Origin of the sequence: Neisseria subflava (assembly GCF_024205745.1) — a bacterium.
Taxonomy (GTDB): domain Bacteria; phylum Pseudomonadota; class Gammaproteobacteria; order Burkholderiales; family Neisseriaceae; genus Neisseria; species Neisseria flavescens_B.
The window spans coordinates 472,817-489,533 of record NZ_CP073117.1 but is presented as its reverse complement, the minus strand read 5'-3'; the positions used below and the strand labels follow the sequence as shown (position 1 = coordinate 489,533).

The 16,717-nt window shown below is 49.4% G+C and carries 15 protein-coding genes; 6 read left to right on the top strand and 9 right to left on the bottom strand.

Features of this window, described 5'->3' with window-relative positions; all coding sequences use genetic code 11:
• Positions 1 to 104 precede the first annotated feature (104 nt).
• The 5 genes from KCG55_RS02350 to orn form a co-directional block, all read right to left on the bottom strand.
• Positions 105 to 1,691 (bottom strand): L-lactate permease, encoded by a 1,587-nt coding sequence (locus KCG55_RS02350; RefSeq protein WP_254323278.1) that lies wholly within the window; start codon positions 1,689 to 1,691, stop codon positions 105 to 107.
• Between the two features lie 331 nt (positions 1,692 to 2,022).
• Positions 2,023 to 2,658 carry a 7-carboxy-7-deazaguanine synthase QueE gene (locus tag KCG55_RS02345; RefSeq protein ID WP_254323277.1) on the bottom strand — a complete coding sequence of 212 codons (636 nt, stop codon included), beginning with the start codon at positions 2,656 to 2,658 and terminating at the stop codon, positions 2,023 to 2,025.
• A 106-nt stretch (positions 2,659 to 2,764) separates the two neighbouring features.
• Positions 2,765 to 3,136, bottom strand: a complete 372-nt coding sequence (locus KCG55_RS02340) for a DUF1304 domain-containing protein (RefSeq protein ID WP_254323276.1) — start codon at positions 3,134 to 3,136, stop codon at positions 2,765 to 2,767.
• Positions 3,137 to 3,210: 74 nt separating this feature from the next.
• Positions 3,211 to 3,633 carry a 6-carboxytetrahydropterin synthase QueD gene (gene queD / locus KCG55_RS02335; RefSeq protein ID WP_003748900.1) on the bottom strand — a complete coding sequence of 141 codons (423 nt, stop codon included), beginning with the start codon at positions 3,631 to 3,633 and terminating at the stop codon, positions 3,211 to 3,213.
• Positions 3,634 to 3,696: 63 nt separating this feature from the next.
• The gene (gene orn, locus KCG55_RS02330) at positions 3,697 to 4,254 is read right to left on the bottom strand and encodes an oligoribonuclease (protein ID WP_039862353.1); all 558 of its coding nucleotides are present in this window, start codon (positions 4,252 to 4,254) and stop codon (positions 3,697 to 3,699) included.
• 133 nt (positions 4,255 to 4,387) lie between these two features.
• On the opposite strand from orn, the gene dxs reads away from it, so the two are divergent.
• The 4 genes from dxs to KCG55_RS02310 all read left to right on the top strand — a co-directional run bounded on the left by dxs (position 4,388) and on the right by KCG55_RS02310 (position 9,779).
• The gene (dxs, locus tag KCG55_RS02325) at positions 4,388 to 6,277 is read left to right on the top strand and encodes a 1-deoxy-D-xylulose-5-phosphate synthase (protein WP_254323275.1); all 1,890 of its coding nucleotides are present in this window, start codon (positions 4,388 to 4,390) and stop codon (positions 6,275 to 6,277) included.
• Between the two features lie 36 nt (positions 6,278 to 6,313).
• The gene (locus KCG55_RS02320; protein ID WP_254323274.1) at positions 6,314 to 7,324 is read left to right on the top strand and encodes a glycosyltransferase family 2 protein; all 1,011 of its coding nucleotides are present in this window, start codon (positions 6,314 to 6,316) and stop codon (positions 7,322 to 7,324) included.
• 39 nt (positions 7,325 to 7,363) lie between these two features.
• Positions 7,364 to 8,764, top strand: coding sequence for an L-serine ammonia-lyase (locus KCG55_RS02315; RefSeq protein WP_254323273.1), 1,401 nt, complete (start codon positions 7,364 to 7,366; stop codon positions 8,762 to 8,764).
• A 160-nt stretch (positions 8,765 to 8,924) separates the two neighbouring features.
• Complete coding sequence (locus KCG55_RS02310) at positions 8,925 to 9,779, top strand: ankyrin repeat domain-containing protein (protein ID WP_254323272.1); 855 nt, start codon at positions 8,925 to 8,927, stop codon at positions 9,777 to 9,779.
• 76 nt (positions 9,780 to 9,855) lie between these two features.
• On the opposite strand, the gene KCG55_RS02305 is transcribed toward KCG55_RS02310, so the two are convergent.
• Both KCG55_RS02305 and KCG55_RS02300 read right to left on the bottom strand, forming a co-directional pair.
• The gene (locus KCG55_RS02305; protein ID WP_004519529.1) at positions 9,856 to 10,077 is read right to left on the bottom strand and encodes a hypothetical protein; all 222 of its coding nucleotides are present in this window, start codon (positions 10,075 to 10,077) and stop codon (positions 9,856 to 9,858) included.
• Positions 10,078 to 10,085: 8 nt separating this feature from the next.
• Positions 10,086 to 10,715 carry a C40 family peptidase gene (locus KCG55_RS02300; protein WP_254323271.1) on the bottom strand — a complete coding sequence of 210 codons (630 nt, stop codon included), beginning with the start codon at positions 10,713 to 10,715 and terminating at the stop codon, positions 10,086 to 10,088.
• Between the two features lie 260 nt (positions 10,716 to 10,975).
• On the opposite strand from KCG55_RS02300, the gene hslO reads away from it, so the two are divergent.
• Complete coding sequence (gene hslO, locus KCG55_RS02295; protein ID WP_254323270.1) at positions 10,976 to 11,872, top strand: Hsp33 family molecular chaperone HslO; 897 nt, start codon at positions 10,976 to 10,978, stop codon at positions 11,870 to 11,872.
• Positions 11,873 to 12,073: 201 nt separating this feature from the next.
• Positions 12,074 to 13,081, top strand: coding sequence for an IS5 family transposase (locus KCG55_RS02290; RefSeq protein WP_254323269.1), 1,008 nt, complete (start codon positions 12,074 to 12,076; stop codon positions 13,079 to 13,081).
• 186 nt (positions 13,082 to 13,267) lie between these two features.
• Here KCG55_RS02290 and tyrS read toward each other — a convergent pair whose 3' ends face one another.
• Positions 13,268 to 14,563, bottom strand: a complete 1,296-nt coding sequence (tyrS, locus tag KCG55_RS02285) for a tyrosine--tRNA ligase (protein WP_254323268.1) — start codon at positions 14,561 to 14,563, stop codon at positions 13,268 to 13,270.
• A 75-nt stretch (positions 14,564 to 14,638) separates the two neighbouring features.
• Positions 14,639 to 16,498, bottom strand: a complete 1,860-nt coding sequence (locus tag KCG55_RS02280) for an acyltransferase family protein (protein ID WP_254323267.1) — start codon at positions 16,496 to 16,498, stop codon at positions 14,639 to 14,641.
• Between the last annotated feature and the right edge of the window lie 219 nt (positions 16,499 to 16,717).

Genomic DNA, 16,717 nt, shown 5'->3' with positions numbered 1-16,717 from the left:
CGGGTTGTTGCGGAATATATACATTAATGATTCTTTAAGAAATATAGCGAAAGAATACAAAAAAGGCCGTCTGAATATTCAGACGGCCTTTGATATGAAGCTGTTTACAAGAAGAAAATTGCAGCCACAGTCACGGCGATGATGCCGTAGATGGTCATCGGGATGACAGTTTTCTTGATGATGGCACCTTCGGCGTTGTTCACGTTCAACACGCTGCACACGGCGATGATGTTGTTGATGCAGACCATGTTGCCCATTGCGCCGCCGACAGATTGCAGGGCGAGGATGAGGGTAACGGACAGGCCGGTATCAAGCGCGATTTGTTGTTGAATCGGACCAAAAGTCAGGTTGGATACAGTGTTGGAGCCGGAGAAGAATGCACCGATTGCGCCCAAGTATGGGGAGAAGTACACCCAATGTTCGCCGGCCATATTGGCAAATTCTTTACCGATGATTTTCACCATGGAGTCGTCGCCGCCAACCATCATCAGTTGAACCATAATCAACGCACCCATCAGGGCAAGCAGAGGTTTTTTGGTTTGGTTGAAGGTTGCAGCATAGAAAGACCACGCATCTTTGAATTTGGTTTTGTACAGCAGGATGCAAATCCAAACGGTGAAGACAAACGGAATCCAGGCCGGAACGTAGAGGGTTTGGTAGGAAGCATTTACGCCTTGGCCGAAGATGTTGCCGAAGGTGATGGTCAGGGAGTCGCTGACGGTGATTTTGGACAAATCAAACGGCAGTTGGAAGCTGAACCATTCTTCTTTGCTGGTCAGCAGGCCTTTGATGCCCAGCTGTTTGATACGGGTAACCACCAGCATACCGATAAGCATACCCAGAGGGGCAAGTGCTTTGGCAACTTGGGCGAAAGGTACTTTTTCGGCATTCGGGTCTTTCGGATGGTCTTTGCTCAAGCCCCAGCCGTGGTTGGCCGCGAATACGGACACCATCAGGCCGATTGCGCCGGCAACGAGTGATGGGAATTCTTCATTGACCATCGCCAATGCAACGTAAGGAAGGGTACAGGAGAATACGGCGATACCGATGAAGCCTAAGTTTTTGCGGATTTCAGCCCAAGGTACGATGAAGCTCAAGCCGATAACAGGGATGATGAAACCTGCGAAGAAGTGCATCACGCCGGTTTGTCTGCCGATAGCCAAGATGTTTTCAGCACTCAAGTTCAACGGTGCGAAACCGAACCAAGTCGGGGTACCAACTGCACCGAAGGACACGGGTACGGAGTTCATAACCAAAGTGAAGATAGCTACTTTTAACGGGTTAAAGCCCAAGCTCATCAGGATTGGCGCGGCAATGGCGGCAGGCGTACCGAAACCGGATGCGCCTTCAATCATAAAGGCGAAAGACCAGCCGATGATCATCAACTGGGCAATCGGATTCGGGCTGATGGTAGCCAGCCATTTGCGGATGACGTCGATACAGCCGGTAGTTTCCATCATGCGGTTGAACATAATGGCACCGAAAATCACGGTAATCGGGGTCAGGGTAGAGACGAGGCCGGACGCGGCTGTTGCATTGAGCAACATGGCGTTGTCGCCGAAATAAAACAGTTTGATGGCATAAATCAGCGCGGCGGTAATCGGCAGTGCGACGTAGGACGGCATACTGTTTTTCTTAACCATCAGCCAGATCAGCAGCACGATGGGAAAAATACTGAGAAAGAGAGCCATGGGATTATCCTCGGGGCAACAAGCATCATAACCGTCAATCAATGGCGGTTTGATGCGATGTGTTGAGTAGTTAATGTTTTTCGAATAAGGATTGCCACCTTTTAGATGCAACCAGTTATCAGGTAAATTGGTTTTACCAATTTATGAAAACTGTTGCACACTTTACGTAATCTTATGTAATCGGTCAAGAGGTTTGTAACAAAAAAGGCCGTCTGAAATTAGGTTTTCAGACGGCCTGAGAGCATTGCCAGTAGTGCATTTGGTCGAATATCGAATGGTATTTACATTCAATATTTTGTAAAGGTTTTGTTTTTAATTGATTTCAAACGAATTATTCTATTCCTGCCCATTTATGCGTCTGTACGCTCAGTTGCCAATGGACGGGGGCGTCGGGCCGGCTGTTTAATACGCCGATTTGGCGGATGGTGTCGTAGATATTCATCACACCGTCTTGCTCGCAAGGCGAGAGGTAGTAATGTTGGGCGCGGATTTTGCGTTCCATCTCTTGGCAAAACGCAACGACATCGCCGTCGGCAACAATACGCACTTCGTCGGCTTTCTCGATGCAACTAGATTCATATTTGGCGGCATAGCAGGCCTTAGGGCTGGTGGCAACGTAGTCGATTTGCGGCGGCGCGGGGTTGAGGCCGTTGGTTTCGATACACAGAAAATAGCCTTCGGCTTTGAGTGCATTGAGCAGGGTATCCAAATGCGGTTGGATGGTGGGTTCGCCGCCGGTAATGATGATGTTGTGCGCCGTGTAGGTTTTCAGACGGCCTAAAATATCGGACAGGCTCATTATGCTGAATTTGAGGTAGTCGGTATCGCACCAGCTGCACGCGAGATTGCATTTGCCCAAACGGATGAAAACGGCAGGCATGCCTGTATTCCAGCCTTCGCCTTGCAGGCTTTCAAAGATTTCGACAATGCGGTATTGGGGATTGTTTGGTGTGATTTGAATGGTCATGAATGTCGGATGTGCGGGATTTAATTGTTGTGGTGAAGCGTTTTGAGAAATCGGTTGAGACAGCCATTCTTTCTGTTAGTTTGAGGGGAAAGAATGGCTGGTGTGTTTAAGCGTTAATGACGGCTGCGGCGGCCAAAAATGCCGGCAAGCCTTGTTTGAGCAAAATGCCTTTGTTGCCGGATGAAAACGCGCCCCATGCGGCGGCGATGAGGACGAAGCCGAGGAACAGGATGGTCGCGCCGTAAACCGCATTGTCAGGTGCAGCAAAGTGCGCCCATACCAAGCCGATAGCGAGGAAGCCGTTGTACAGGCCTTGGTTGGAAAACAGGGTTTGCACACGTTTTTGTTCCATAAATTCGTAAGGCATGTTGAACAGTTCCGATGCTTTTTCGCTTGGGATTTGCGTCATTTCGAGCCAGGCGATGTAGAAGTGTTCTACAGCGACGAATAGGACGAGGAGGGTGGAGAGGAGTTTCATAAAGATTCCTTATTGATGTTTAGTGTATGAGGTATTGATGGGAACAGGCCGTCTGAAAAATAGAGGACAGCAGTTTATTCCCCTTCATATTCCGCACACGAAGTCGGCGTTTCCCATAATTTCACGCTGCACACTTTGACACCGGCGTTTTTCAGACGGCCATACATTTCTACGCTCATGTTTTCTGCGGTGGTGCGGCAGGGCAGGCGCAGGGTTTTCATGTTCCAGCCTTCCAAAAGCGCGGCAATTTGGCTTTCGCGTTCGTTGTTGCCGTGATAGATGAAGGCATGGTCGAACGGGTCGGTAATGTGTTGTTTGACGATGGCTTTCAGGTCGGTAAAGTCCATCACCATGCCGTCTTTTGCGCCGCCTTGGATAACGGGCGCGGAGACGGTGATTTCGAGTTTGTAGGTGTGGCCGTGCAGGTTTTGGCACTTGCCGTCATGCCCGTCGAGCATGTGCGAGGAATCGAAGGTAAAGATTTTGGTGATTTTCATGAGATGAAGGAAGCCGATGAGGCCGTCTGAACGGTGTAAAACCTGTTTCAGACGGCCTTAAGATTATTGTTCGGAAGGGAGTTTGAGGAAATGCTCGCGATAATGGCGCATTTCTTCGATGCTTTCGAGGATGTCGTCCAATGCCTTGTGCGAACCGCGTTTGACCACGCTTTTGGCGACGGCCGGATTCCAGCGTTTGGCCAATTCTTTCAGCGTGGATACGTCCAAGTTGCGGTAGTGGAAATAGGCTTCCAAACGCGGCATGTATTTGACCATGAAGCGGCGGTCTTGATGGATGGAGTTGCCGCACATGGGCGTGGATTTCTCGGGTATCCATGCGGACATGAAGTCCAACAGGTTTTGCTCGACTTCGGCTTCGGTCAGTTTGGATTCGCGTACGCGTTGGGTCAGGCCGGTGCGGCCGTGGGTGGCGGTGTTCCACTCGTCCATGCCGTCGAGCAATTCGTCGCTTTGATGGATGACATAGACGTCCGATTGCGCCAGTACGTTCAAATCGGAATCGGTAATGATCATGGCGACTTCGATGATGCGGTCGTGTTCCGGGTTGAGGCCGGTCATTTCCATATCGAGCCAGCAGAGATTGTTTGCGTTTTGGGTCATTTCAGACGGCCTTGTGTTTTTAGTTGGCAGTATTATAAAGGATAAAGGTTCGGGCCGTCTGAAAGCATTTGTAACAAGTTGTGCAATCTCTTGATATAATCGTCCGTTACACAAAAAATCACCGCCAAAAATCATGAACCCAAGCCCTTTGCTCGATATTATCGATACGCCTCAGGATTTGCGCCGTCTGGAGAAAAAACAGCTGCCGCAAGTCGCCGCCGAATTGCGCGAATTTCTGTTGGATTCCGTCGGTAAGACAGGCGGCCATTTCGCCAGTAACTTGGGCGCGGTCGAGCTGACGGTGGCCCTGCATTATGTGTACGACACGCCCGAAGACCATCTGGTCTGGGATGTCGGCCATCAAAGCTATCCGCACAAAATCCTCACCGGCCGCAAAAATCAAATGCACACTATGCGCCAATACGGCGGTTTGGCCGGTTTTCCGAAACGCAGCGAGTCGGAATACGACGCGTTCGGCGTGGGGCATTCTTCCACATCCATCGGCGCGGCTTTGGGCATGGCCGTTGCGGACAAACAGTTGGGCAACAACCGCCGCAGTGTCGCCATCATCGGCGACGGAGCCATGACGGCGGGTCAGGCGTTTGAAGCCCTGAACTGCGCAGGCGATATGGATGTAGATTTGCTGGTCATCCTCAACGACAACGAAATGTCGATTTCCCCCAATGTCGGCGCGTTGCCGAAATACCTTGCCAGCAACGTCGTGCGCGATATGCACGGCCTGTTGAGCACTATCAAAGCCCAATCGAGCAAAGTGTTGGACAAATTGCCCGGAGCGATGGAGCTTGCCCAAAAAGTCGAAAACAAAATCAAAACCTTGGCAGGCGAAGCGGAACACGCCAAACAGTCGCTGTCTTTGTTTGAAAACTTCGGTTTCCGTTACACAGGCCCGGTGGACGGCCACAACGTTGAAAATCTGGTGGACGTATTAAAAGACTTGCGCGGCCGCAAAGGCCCTCAATTGCTGCACGTCATCACCAAAAAAGGCAACGGCTACAAATTCGCCGAAAACGACCCTGTCAAATACCACGCTGTCGCCAAGTTGCCGAGCGAAGTGCCTGTTCCGGAAGTCAAACCTGCCGCGGTCAAACCGACTTATACGCAAGTGTTCGGCCAATGGCTGTGCGACCAAGCAGCGGCGGACGAACGTTTGGTTGCCATCACGCCTGCCATGCGCGAGGGCAGCGGCTTGGTTGAGTTTGAACAGCAATTCCCCGACCGCTATTTCGACGTCGGTATCGCCGAGCAACACGCCGTTACCTTTGCAGGCGGTTTGGCGTGCGAAGGCATCAAGCCCGTCGTGGCGATTTACTCCACTTTCCTGCAACGCGCTTACGACCAGTTGGTGCACGACGTTGCCTTGCAAAACCTGCCTGTTTTGTTCGCCATCGACCGCGCCGGTATTGTCGGTGCAGACGGACCGACCCATGCCGGTTTGTACGACTTGAGCTTTTTGCGTTGCGTGCCGAACATGATTATTGCCGCACCGAGCGATGAAAACGAATGCCGCCTGCTGCTCTCAACCTGCTATCAGGCAAATTCGCCGTCCGCCGTCCGTTATCCGCGCGGCACAGGCACGGGCGCAACCGTTTCAGACGGCCTGGAAACCGTTGAAATCGGCAAAGGCATCATCCGTCGCGAAGGCGAGAAAATTGCCGTTATCGCCTTTGGCAGCATGGTTGCCCCATCATTGACCGCCGCCGACAAGCTGAACGCCACCGTTGCCGATATGCGTTTTGTCAAACCGATAGATGAAGAGCTGATCGTCAGCCTTGCCCGAAGCCATGACTACATCGTTACCGCCGAAGAGAATGCCAAACAAGGCGGCGCAGGCAGCGCGGTGTTGGAAGTGTTGGCGAAACACAGCATCTGCAAACCGGTATTGCTGCTGGGTGTAGAAGACAAAGTTACCGAACACGGCGACCCGAAAAAACTCTTAGCCGATTTGGGGCTGAATGCCGAAGCCGTTGAAAAACGCATTGCCGGTTGGATAGAGGCCGTCTGAAAAAATATTAAAATATATCAATACATTGCGTAATTTATGAGAAAAAAATTAATCAGCATCAGTATGGTGCGCAACGAAAACGACGTTATCGAATCGTTTGTCCGTCATAATCTCGAGCTGATGGATGAAATGCACATCATCGATCATGGCAGCAGCGATGGCACAAGGGAAATCCTGATTCAATTGAAAGAAGAAGGTTTACCTGTATTTATCTATCAATATCAAGCGCTCAAGTTCAATCAAGACCAATTGGTAAACCTGCTTATGAAGCAGCTTGTAGCAAAAGATGAAGCGATAGATTTCGTATTTCCGTTGGATGCGGACGAATTTATTTCATGTCCTAGCCGTACCATGCTGGAACAACTCTTGGATGTCATCGGCGAAAACAGGATCGGCATGTATCTTTGGCGCGGCTATTTGCCGACATCGTTGCAATACAACCCTGATTTCACCACTCAATTTACCGAGCAACGCCTCGAAACGCTCTTTACCCCCAAAGTCATTGTTCCCAGATGGGCTGCCGAATCTTGCAGCATGATTATCGGCAGCCATTACATGCTGGATAAAGATGGCAATAAGGTTAAATCAACCCTGTTTCATTCGCCGGATTATCGAGGCTTACATTCTTGGTTTATAGAGCAGTTTTCCGCCCAATTTGCAGAGACCGATTTGTTGTGGCTGGGGCATTTCCCAATCCGCTCCTTGAACCAGCACATCAAAAAAATCCTCGAAAAGTCTATCCTGATTGCCATTAAAGACGGAAGTACCGATATTGCCTGGGAAAACCAGTTGCGCGAATTGCTGGACAACGGCATGAAGATGGACTTGAACGATTTACGGCTGTTGGCATACAGATACCGTGCCGGTTCTACAAGTTTAGAGGCCTCACGATGTGAAGTCAGCCATTACGAACCCTTGCGTAAAAAACCGCTGACGCTGAAATACACCTCGCCGGAAGCAGGCGACCCTTTGATGATTGTCGGACATTTGGTCCTTGTATTGGCAAGCGGCGCGAAAGATTCCTCTTTAGGCCTTAAGGCCGTCTGAAAAACAGTCAGCCCGCACACACAATGATAGGAAAACCTTATGATCAGTATTTTCGATATTTTCAAAATCGGCATCGGCCCGTCCAGCTCACACACCGTCGGCCCGATGAAGGCCGCTGCCGCTTTTGCCGATTTGCTGAATGCCGAAAACTTGGATACACAAGTGGCGCGCATTGTCATTGAAGTGTATGGCTCGCTTGCTTTGACCGGCATCGGACACGGCACATTCGACGCATTATTGCTCGGTTTGGAAGGCAGCCTGCCGCACGATATTCCGCTGGCGGACATCCCCCAACGCTTGGAACGCATCCGCACGCAGCACGTTTTAAAACTCAACGGTCGTGAAATGGCCTTTAATCCTGAAAAAGATTTGGATATCCGCGGCGACAAAGTGTTGCCCAAACATCCGAACGGTTTGAACTTTATCGCCTACAATTCAGACGGACTGAAGCTGAAAGAGCAGATTTATTATTCGGTCGGCGGCGGTTTTATCGTAACAGACGAAGGATTTGCACAAGAGGCGCATGAAAATTCGGATGTGCCATATCCTTACAAAAACTGCGACGAGCTGCTGGCACAATGCCGTCAGAACCAGTTGAATATTTCCGAAGTTGTGTTGGCCAATGAAGCGGCGTTGGCAGGTTGTGATGAGGTGGAAGTGCGCCGTCGTGTGGCCGCTGTGGCCGATGTGATGGAAAACTGCATCAAGCGCGGCTTGGGTGCGGAAGGGCAGTTGCCCGGCGGCTTGAACGTTCGCCGACGCGCGCCGCAGTTGGCGGCCAAGCTCAAAGTCCTGCGCGAGAGCGAAATCGTCAATACCCAGCTTTGGCCGATGGTGTACGCCATGGCAGTTAATGAAGAAAACGCTGCCGGCGGCCGCGTCGTAACCGCACCGACCAACGGTGCGGCAGGCATTATCCCTGCCGTCTTGCACTATTTCCGCAAATTTAATCCGCACGCCAAGCAATCGCGTGTCGAAGACTTCCTGCTGACTGCCGGCGCCATCGGTATTTTATATAAAACCAATGCGTCGATTTCCGGTGCGGACGTCGGCTGCCAAGGCGAAGTCGGCGTGGCATGTTCCATGGCGGCAGGCGCATACGCCGAAGTTATCGGAGGTACACCGAAACAAGTGGAAAACGCCGCCGAAATGGCCATGGAACACCACTTGGGCCTGACTTGTGACCCTGTCGGCGGTTTGGTGCAAATCCCCTGTATCGAGCGCAACGGCATCGCCGCCGAAAAAGCCCTCAAGCTCGCCACCCTTGCGCTTTTGGAAGACGGCACAGATAAAAAAGTCTCACTTGATGAAGTAATTCAAACCATGCTGCAAACCGGCCGCGATATGAAAGCAACTTACAAAGAAACCTCACTCGCAGGCCTGGCCATCACCTTGCAGAAAAAAGCCGTGCCGGTATCCGTGCGCGTGGTGGAATGTTAGCAATAGGGTAGGGGACCTACCCGATAAGAAAAGGCCGTCTGAAATCATTGGGTATTTATTACTGTAATACAAGAACAAATATGGTTAAAAATATGTTCTTCGTAAAATTTGGTTGATGATAAATGGGAAATATACTGCATATTATTAAAAGGAGAATCCTATGCCGAAATACTCTAACATTTGCAGTGCCGCACGTGCTAGCGATTTGGCTGCTGTGCAGGATATTGTTCAAGCCGATCCAAAATCTGTTTTTACCATAAACAGCTATGGTTTTAACGCCCTACATGAAGCTCTCGTTGCCGACAGTTGCGGTAATATCAATTTTGAATTGGTAAGATTTTTAGTAGGAGCAGGCTGTCCAATCAATCAAATCAGTAAAGGGGAACACCCTCGCTCGCCGCTGTGGATAGCTGCAGAGTTTTGTCCTGATACTGAAATTGTACAATTTCTTATCGACAATGGGGCAGATTTGGCTACGTTGGAGTCAGACGGAAATCACAAGCATGTTATAGACTGTATCGATAACCTCAGTGAGCAAAAAGCTGTCCAACAACTACTTAGTAAATTGACAGGATATCCACTTCCTGAGCCTCCGTCACCACCCAAATTTCCCGAGCAGCGCGCCGATACTGCGATATGGAGAAAAACCACGGCGGCAATTAAAAAAGCTTTTGCGCAACTGGAGTGCGCAGATATTATTGCGATACCGAATGCAAGTTATACTGTCGGTGAATGTATTGCTGAATGTTTTGATAGGCTAGATCATCAGCCTGACCGCAATCGCTTTGTGGGTTACTGTTTTTATACAGAGCCTAATAAAAATCGTGCAAGAGAATATGGTTGCCTATATCTGAACTATGGCATGATTGGAGATGACGAAAGCGGAATCATTGAATTAGCAGACCGTATTGTTTCTTTATTGCGGCAACAAGGTTTTGATGCAGAGTGGAATGGTAATCCTGATGATTATATCAATGTATGGTTACAGCCATTTTATGCAGCCATAAGGGGGTAAGAATAAGAAAAGGCCGTCTGAAAAATTTTCAGACGGCCTTTTTTTGTATGGATCGGATTTTGTATGGATCGGATAATTAACCGTTTTTTTGATAAGGGTTTTCCAGTCCGGCCATTAAGTCGCGGAAGTATTCGCGCAACTGTTTTTCGGAACAACCCATCAGTAGCGCGTCTTCAAATGCGTCCTGCGCTATTTGGTACAGTTCGTTCAAGTTTTCGGTCATGACTTTGACTTTTTCGGTGCAGGAAACAATCTGACCGTCGTCGTCATACCATTTGGGCATTTGCGGCATCGCCATTATGCACCTCAATTCAAGAAGCGGGATGGATCGTTTTTCTTCACGCGGCGGCCGAAGGCGTATTTCGCGTTCCAATATTTGTGGCCGAGGCTGGTAATTTCGATACGTTTGCCCGTTCTCGGCGCATGAATGAAATTGTTGTTGCCGATGTAAAGACCGACGTGGGAAATGCGGCCGCGCCCCATGGTGCGGAAAAAGACCATGTCGCCCGGCTGTAATTCCGAACGGCTCACGGCAACGCCCATTTGCGCCTGTTCGGCAGAGGTGCGCGGCAGGTTCACACCTATGGCGCGTTTAAAGATGTGTTGCATGAAGCCGCTGCAGTCAAAGCCGGTAGAAGCCGATGTGCCGCCGTAGCGGTAGGCCACGCCGAGCAAGCCCATGGCGCTGCCGATCAATTCGTCTGCATTGCCTGAAGGGGCGCGCGTATTGTTGCTTGGGGCGGAGTATGTATTGACGGGGTGGACAGGGGTTTCCTGACGCGTATTGCCGTAAACGTTGGCGTTGTCGTTGAATTGGTTTAAAACACGCTGACGGGTGGTAATCAGGTTTTCCAAATCATCGGCGTAAGAAAAATTGACGCTCGCGAGCATGGCGACCGAAGTCCAAACTGCTGCGAGCCGGAGTAAAAAATTCATTATAAAAACTTCCGTTTCAGAAGGCATTCCCTGCCGATTGCAGGCACATTGCCGGTTTCTGAGATGTTATCCCGTATCATTCTCTTGTTATCTGCTTGATTGTATTCAAAAACCGTCTTTTTGGCAAAAAAACTGCTGTTATTTTGCGTTAAACCCTTGTTTCCAAACAAACTAGAAAAACATCAAACACGGTTTCGCTTGATTTATCCGACGCTGCAACCATATAAGCGGCATTCATTGATTTATTTTCAGAGACTGACATGACACAAAATCACAGCGATATCCGTACACGCTTTATCTTCGACGATATGCCTATCCGCGGCATGCACATCCGCCTTGAAAAGGTTTGGCACCATATCGTCAACCAAAAACATTATCCTGTCGCCATTCGTCGCGCATTGGGTGAATTGTTGGCCGCCGGTTCTTTATTGTCTGCCAACCTTAAAAACGAAGGCGCGCTGATTGTTCAGGTTCAAGGCCAAGGCCGTCTGAAAATGTTGGTGGTGGAAGCGACTTCTGAAAATACTGTCCGTGCTACCGCGCGTTGGGATGAAACCGCTGAAATCCGTGATGATGAAAGCCTGACTGCGCTGTTGGGCGAAAACAGCGTGTTCGTTTTGACCCATCAGCCTAAAGATGCCGACCCATGGCAAGGTGTTGTCCCGCTGGAAGGCAACAGCATTGCGCAAATGCTGGTCAACTATATGAAACGTTCTGAGCAGCTTGATACCTATATTACGCTTGCTGCCGACGACCAAGCCGCAGGCGCATTATTGCTGCAACGTCTGCCGGAGGAAGAATTGGATGATGCTGCGTGGGAGCATGTGACTACACTTGCGCAAACGCTTACTCCGCAAGAGTTGACCGGTTTGGACGCGCATCACGCCCTTTACCGCCTTTACCATGAAACCCCGCCCCGCGTTTTTGAACCGGAGACCATTGAATTTGCCTGCACCTGCTCACGCGGCAAAGTCAGCGATATGCTGTTGATGCTTGGTGGTCAGGAAGTTGGCGGCGTGGTGGCAGAACAAGGCAGCATTCAAATCGATTGCGATTTCTGCCATACTAAGTATGTGTTTGATGAAACCGATGTCAACGCTTTGTTTGGCGCGGATGTGGTGAATGCCGTCCGTCAAGAAAATGAGCGTTTGCAGTAAGCACGGGATAAAAGTTTCTTAAGGAAATTGGCTTAATAGAAGGGCAGGCGTAATACCTGTCCTTTCTTTTTGGGAAAACTGAATATCATCAATAGAAAATGCCGTCTGAAAAAAAGCGTGGCTGATTTCAGACGGCATGAGACCTTTGCAAAATTCCCCAAAATCCCCTAAATTCCCACCAAGACATTTAGGGGATTTCTCATGACCACCTTCTTCCAGCAAACCGCACAAGCCATGATTGCCAAACACATCGACCGCTTCCCACTATTGAAGTTGGATCAGGTGATTGATTGGCAACCGATCGAACAGTACCTGAATCGTCAAAGAACCCGTTACCTTCGAGACCACCGCGGTCGTCCCGCCTATCCCCTGTTGTCCATGTTCAAAGCCGTCCTGCTCGGCCAATGGCACAGCCTCTCCGATCCCGAGCTCGAACACAGCCTCATCACCCGTATCGACTTCAACCTGTTTTGCCGTTTTGACGAACTGAGCATTCCCGATTACAGCACCTTATGCCGCTACCGCAACTGGCTGGCGCAAGACGACACCCTGTCTGAACTGCTGGAACTGATTAACCGCCAACTGACTGAAAAAGGCCTAAAAGTAGAGAAAGCATCCGCCACCGTCGTTGACGCCACCATTATTCAGACCGCCGGCAGCAAACAGCGTCAGGCCATAGAAGTTGATGACGAAGGGCAAGTTAGCGGCCAAACTACACCGAGTAAAGACAGCGATGCCCGTTGGATAAAGAAAAACGGCCTCTACAGACTCGGTTACAAACAACATACCCGTACCGATGGGGAAGGCTATATCGAGAAACTGCACATTACCCCCGCCAATGCCCATGAGTGCAAACACCTGTCGCCTTTGCTAGAAGGGATAGCCGAAGGTACGACCGTCTATGCCGATAAAGGCTACGACAGCAAGGAAAACCGGCAACATCTGGAAGAGCATCGGTTACTGGACGGCATTATGCGCAAAGCCCACCGCAAACATCCGCTGTCGGAAGCGCAAACCAAACGCAACCGATATTTGTCGAAGACCCGTTATGTGGTCGAACAAAGCTTCGGTACGCTGCACCGTAAATTCCGCTATGCCCGGGCAGCCTATTTCGGGCTGCTCAAAGTGAGTGCGCAAAGCCATCTGAAGGCGATGTGTTTGAACCTTTTGAAAGCCGCCAACAGGCTAAGTGCGCCTGTTGCCGCCTAAAAGGCGGCTGGATGCCTGATTAATCAGGTATCCAAGGGGGATTAAGGGGGCATTTGGGTAGAATTAGTGGATATTTGAAACAAAAACAGCCGAAAATCTTTGTTTGGATTTCGGCTGTTGGGAGAAGGACTTTTTTGCAAAGGTCTCGGCATGATTGTTTTAAACGATGCGTTTAATGTTTAAAGATTATTTCCAAACCAACAAGGCATGGTTGCGTTTGCCGCGGCGGACGATGGTGTATTTGCCGAAACGTTTGTGTTCGTCGGTCAGCATGTAGGCATCGTCAGGTTTTTCAGCGGCATGGTCCGGATTGTTGGCTTCAGCAGGTTTACCGTTGAGTAAAACCGCTTTGCTGTTTACAAAACCGCGTGCTTCTTTGTTGGAAGATGCCAAACCAGTTTTCACCAAAGTCTCAACCACGTTGAGGCTCTCGGAAACTTCAAAAGTTGGCAGGCCGTCGAGGGCCAGCTGCTCGAAGTCGCTTTCGGTGAGATGGCTTTGGTCTTCGGCAAACAGGCTTTCAGAAATACGTTGGGCGGCGGCAAGGGCCTCTTCGCCGTGAATCAGACGGGTCATTTCCTCTGCAAGAATGCGTTGCGCTTCTGGCTTGGTACCGCTGGCTTTGTCTTTGGCCTCGATGGCATCGATTTCTTCGATAGACAGGAAGGTAAAGTATTTCAGGAATTTATACACATCGGCATCGGCGACTTTCAGCCAGAATTGGTAGAACTGATACGGAGAAGTTTTCTTTGCGTTCAACCATACCGCGCCGCCTTCGGTTTTGCCGAATTTGGTGCCGTCTGATTTGGTTACTAGAGGCAGGGTCAGGCCGAATACTTGTTTTTGGTGCAGGCGGCGGGTCAGGTCGATACCGGCGGTGATGTTGCCCCATTGGTCGGAGCCGCCGATTTCCAAAACCGCGCCGTGGCGTTTGTTCAACTCGGCAAAGTCGTAGCCTTGCAGCAGGGAGTAAGCGAACTCGGTAAAGGAAATGCCCACATCGTCGCGTTCGATACGCTGTTTGACGGATTCTTTGTTCAGCATGGCGTTGACGGAAAAATGCTTGCCGATGTCGCGCAGGAAGTCGAGGCAGTTCATGCTGCCGAACCAGTCGGCGTTGTTGGCCATAATGGCCGCGTTATCACCGTCAAAGCTTAAGAAAGGGGTCAGTTGGTTGCGGATGCTTTCTACCCAGCCGGCAACGGTTTCGGCAGAATTCAAGCTGCGTTCGGCGGCTTTAAAGCTTGGGTCGCCAATCATGCCGGTCGCACCGCCCACCAAAGCAATCGGCGTATGGCCGGCTTGTTGGAAACGGCGCAATGCCAATACAGGCAGCAAGTGGCCGATGTGCAGGCTGTCGGCTGTCGGGTCAAAACCGCAATAGAGGGAAATTTTTTGTTCGTTTAGCAAAGCGTCTAAGGCTTCGATGTCGGTAGTTTGCGCGATTAAGCCACGCGATTGTAGGTCTTTGATGACGCTCATTGATATCTTCCAAAAAAATTAGCAGTTTTACAAACTGCTAATTGTAACAAATTTCATCGGATGAATGGCTATGGCTTATTGAAGAAGCGTGTGTTTTTCAGAAAAACGCTTGGCCAGTTCTCTGCCGCCGTAAGGGTTGATGTGGTCTCTATCGGAATAAACCGGCAATCCGTTGATTTTGAAGTTCTCCGGAATATAGGCAGTGGCATCGATAATGTGCACATTGGCATATTTTTCTGCCAATTCTTTGATGCGTTCATTTCCTTTTGAAGTGACTGTTTCATCAATGGCAAGATTTTGACTAAATCCCGGTATGCGGTAAGACAGAATATAGGCGCGCAAGCCGTTGTATGACAGATTAGGGTTGTCTATCATCAGGTAAACCGCTTGTTTTTCCGAAGAAAATTTTTGCAACATGAGGTCGAATTTTTTGAAAAAATCGGCATCGTAAGCAAGGGAGTGGCTGTTTTCAGGCATTTGGCTGCCCCAGCGCATGGCCAAAAGCACTTTTGAGTATTGGGACAGATGCTCTTTGGCATACTGATAAACGGCACGGCAGGAGGCGTTTTGCTTGAATACGGGGGCGGCATAATCTTCTACATAGGCACAACTGTCGGCAGAAACCATCGCTGCCGACCAGTTTTCTTTTTTGCCGACGGTATCAAAAAACGTTTTATATTGGTCGGCATGCGAATCGCCTAGAATCAGTAATTCCGGCTGTTTGTCGGTATCGCCCCACACACACTGTTTGTCGGTATTGTTGTGACAAGAAGTGTAGGAACGTGCCAATCCCATACGGTCGTATTGCTGCATAAACGGGAGCTTCATGGCAAGAAAAGGCGTAATGGCCAAAACAAGCATGGGGACGGCATAAATCCATGTCACAGATTGGGCAAAAGAGCCTTTCCAGTGTTTAAACGGCTTCTCGACAAAATAATAAGAAAGCAGAGAGAGTGCGAGCATGATGGCAATCGCGACCGCAGTCGAATACGAAGGCAGATTATTTGAACCGATGTATCTCATAAAAGCCAATACAGGCCAATGCCACAGATACAGCGAATAGGAAATCAAGCCTATGCCGACAGTAATCTTCCATTGGAAAAATTTTTTCAGCCGGTGTTCAAATTGATTGAAATAAATGAATGCGGCGGCGGCTAAACAAGGAATGATGGCGGCTGGCCCCGGAAAATAGGCGGTTTTTTCCGTATAGGTAAACAGGCAGGCAAACAGTACGCATACGGAAAGTAATGCGCCTGCCGCTGCATATTGTTTGCCGGTATCCAGCCCTTGTTGTTGCCGGTATTGCATCCACACTGCCGTCAACGAGCCGATCAGCATTTCACAGGCGCGCAGATGGGGAAGGTAATATTTATCCAGTGTAGTCGGCATAAAAGAAGCCAAAATGCTGAATATGCATAGCGTGATGAGAAAGGCAAACTGAGTGCGCCAGCTTTTGCGGACAACCAGTAACAGCAATATCGGGAAGACGAAATAATACTGTTCTTCGACCGATAAAGACCAAATGTGAAGCAAAGGTTTTTCTTCTTGTATGGGGTCGAAATAGCCCTGACCCTTTGCAAAAAAGATATTGGAGATGAATCCCAAGGTGGACAGGGCTGTCCTCCATAAAAGGAAGAAATCATCTTTGGTGAATAAAAGAAAGCCGCATACCAGCGTTACCGTCAATACGGTGAAAAATGCGGGCAGTATCCGCTTGATACGGCGGATGTAAAACTTTTTGAACGAGAAAACCCCGCTGCTCATTTCACGATGGATAATCATCGTGATCAGAAAGCCGGAAATGACAAAAAAGATATCAACACCAAGAAAGCCGCCAGGCAGCCAGTTTTTTTCAATATGGAAAACGACAACGGATAGAACAGCAATGGCACGCAATGTATCAATATCAGGGCGGTAAGATAAAACTTTGCTCATAATATTTTGATTTTAATTAGTTTATTTTAATGGCGTCGTCTGAAAAGTGATTCCTGCCGAGAATGGCAGCATTTCGGAGATCAGCCATCGTTTGTCAGTACTGGGCAGTTTGTTTGCCTTCTTAGAATGATTGCTGATGATATGCGTTTGAATAGTAATAGATTAGAGTAGGAATAAAGTTGATAGTTTCAACATAATATTTAATATATTGTTTTTATA

Excerpts from the sequence above, each read along its gene's own strand:
- KCG55_RS02300 (WP_254323271.1), bottom strand. The coding sequence starts at position 10,715 with ATGAATTTTTTACTCCGGCTCGCAGCAGTTTGGACTTCGGTCGCCATG.
- KCG55_RS02280 (WP_254323267.1), bottom strand. The coding sequence starts at position 16,498 with ATGAGCAAAGTTTTATCTTACCGCCCTGATATTGATACATTGCGTGCC.
- orn (WP_039862353.1), bottom strand. The coding sequence starts at position 4,254 with ATGACCCAAAACGCAAACAATCTCTGCTGGCTCGATATGGAAATGACC.
- hslO (WP_254323270.1), top strand. The coding sequence starts at position 10,976 with ATGACACAAAATCACAGCGATATCCGTACACGCTTTATCTTCGACGAT.
- dxs (WP_254323275.1), top strand. The coding sequence starts at position 4,388 with ATGAACCCAAGCCCTTTGCTCGATATTATCGATACGCCTCAGGATTTG.
- KCG55_RS02290 (WP_254323269.1), top strand. The coding sequence starts at position 12,074 with ATGACCACCTTCTTCCAGCAAACCGCACAAGCCATGATTGCCAAACAC.
- tyrS (WP_254323268.1), bottom strand. The coding sequence starts at position 14,563 with ATGAGCGTCATCAAAGACCTACAATCGCGTGGCTTAATCGCGCAAACT.
- KCG55_RS02320 (WP_254323274.1), top strand. The coding sequence starts at position 6,314 with ATGAGAAAAAAATTAATCAGCATCAGTATGGTGCGCAACGAAAACGAC.
- KCG55_RS02340 (WP_254323276.1), bottom strand. The coding sequence starts at position 3,136 with ATGAAACTCCTCTCCACCCTCCTCGTCCTATTCGTCGCTGTAGAACAC.
- queD (WP_003748900.1), bottom strand. The coding sequence starts at position 3,633 with ATGAAAATCACCAAAATCTTTACCTTCGATTCCTCGCACATGCTCGAC.
- KCG55_RS02315 (WP_254323273.1), top strand. The coding sequence starts at position 7,364 with ATGATCAGTATTTTCGATATTTTCAAAATCGGCATCGGCCCGTCCAGC.
- KCG55_RS02310 (WP_254323272.1), top strand. The coding sequence starts at position 8,925 with ATGCCGAAATACTCTAACATTTGCAGTGCCGCACGTGCTAGCGATTTG.
- KCG55_RS02305 (WP_004519529.1), bottom strand. The coding sequence starts at position 10,077 with ATGGCGATGCCGCAAATGCCCAAATGGTATGACGACGACGGTCAGATT.
- KCG55_RS02345 (WP_254323277.1), bottom strand. The coding sequence starts at position 2,658 with ATGACCATTCAAATCACACCAAACAATCCCCAATACCGCATTGTCGAA.
- KCG55_RS02350 (WP_254323278.1), bottom strand. The coding sequence starts at position 1,691 with ATGGCTCTCTTTCTCAGTATTTTTCCCATCGTGCTGCTGATCTGGCTG.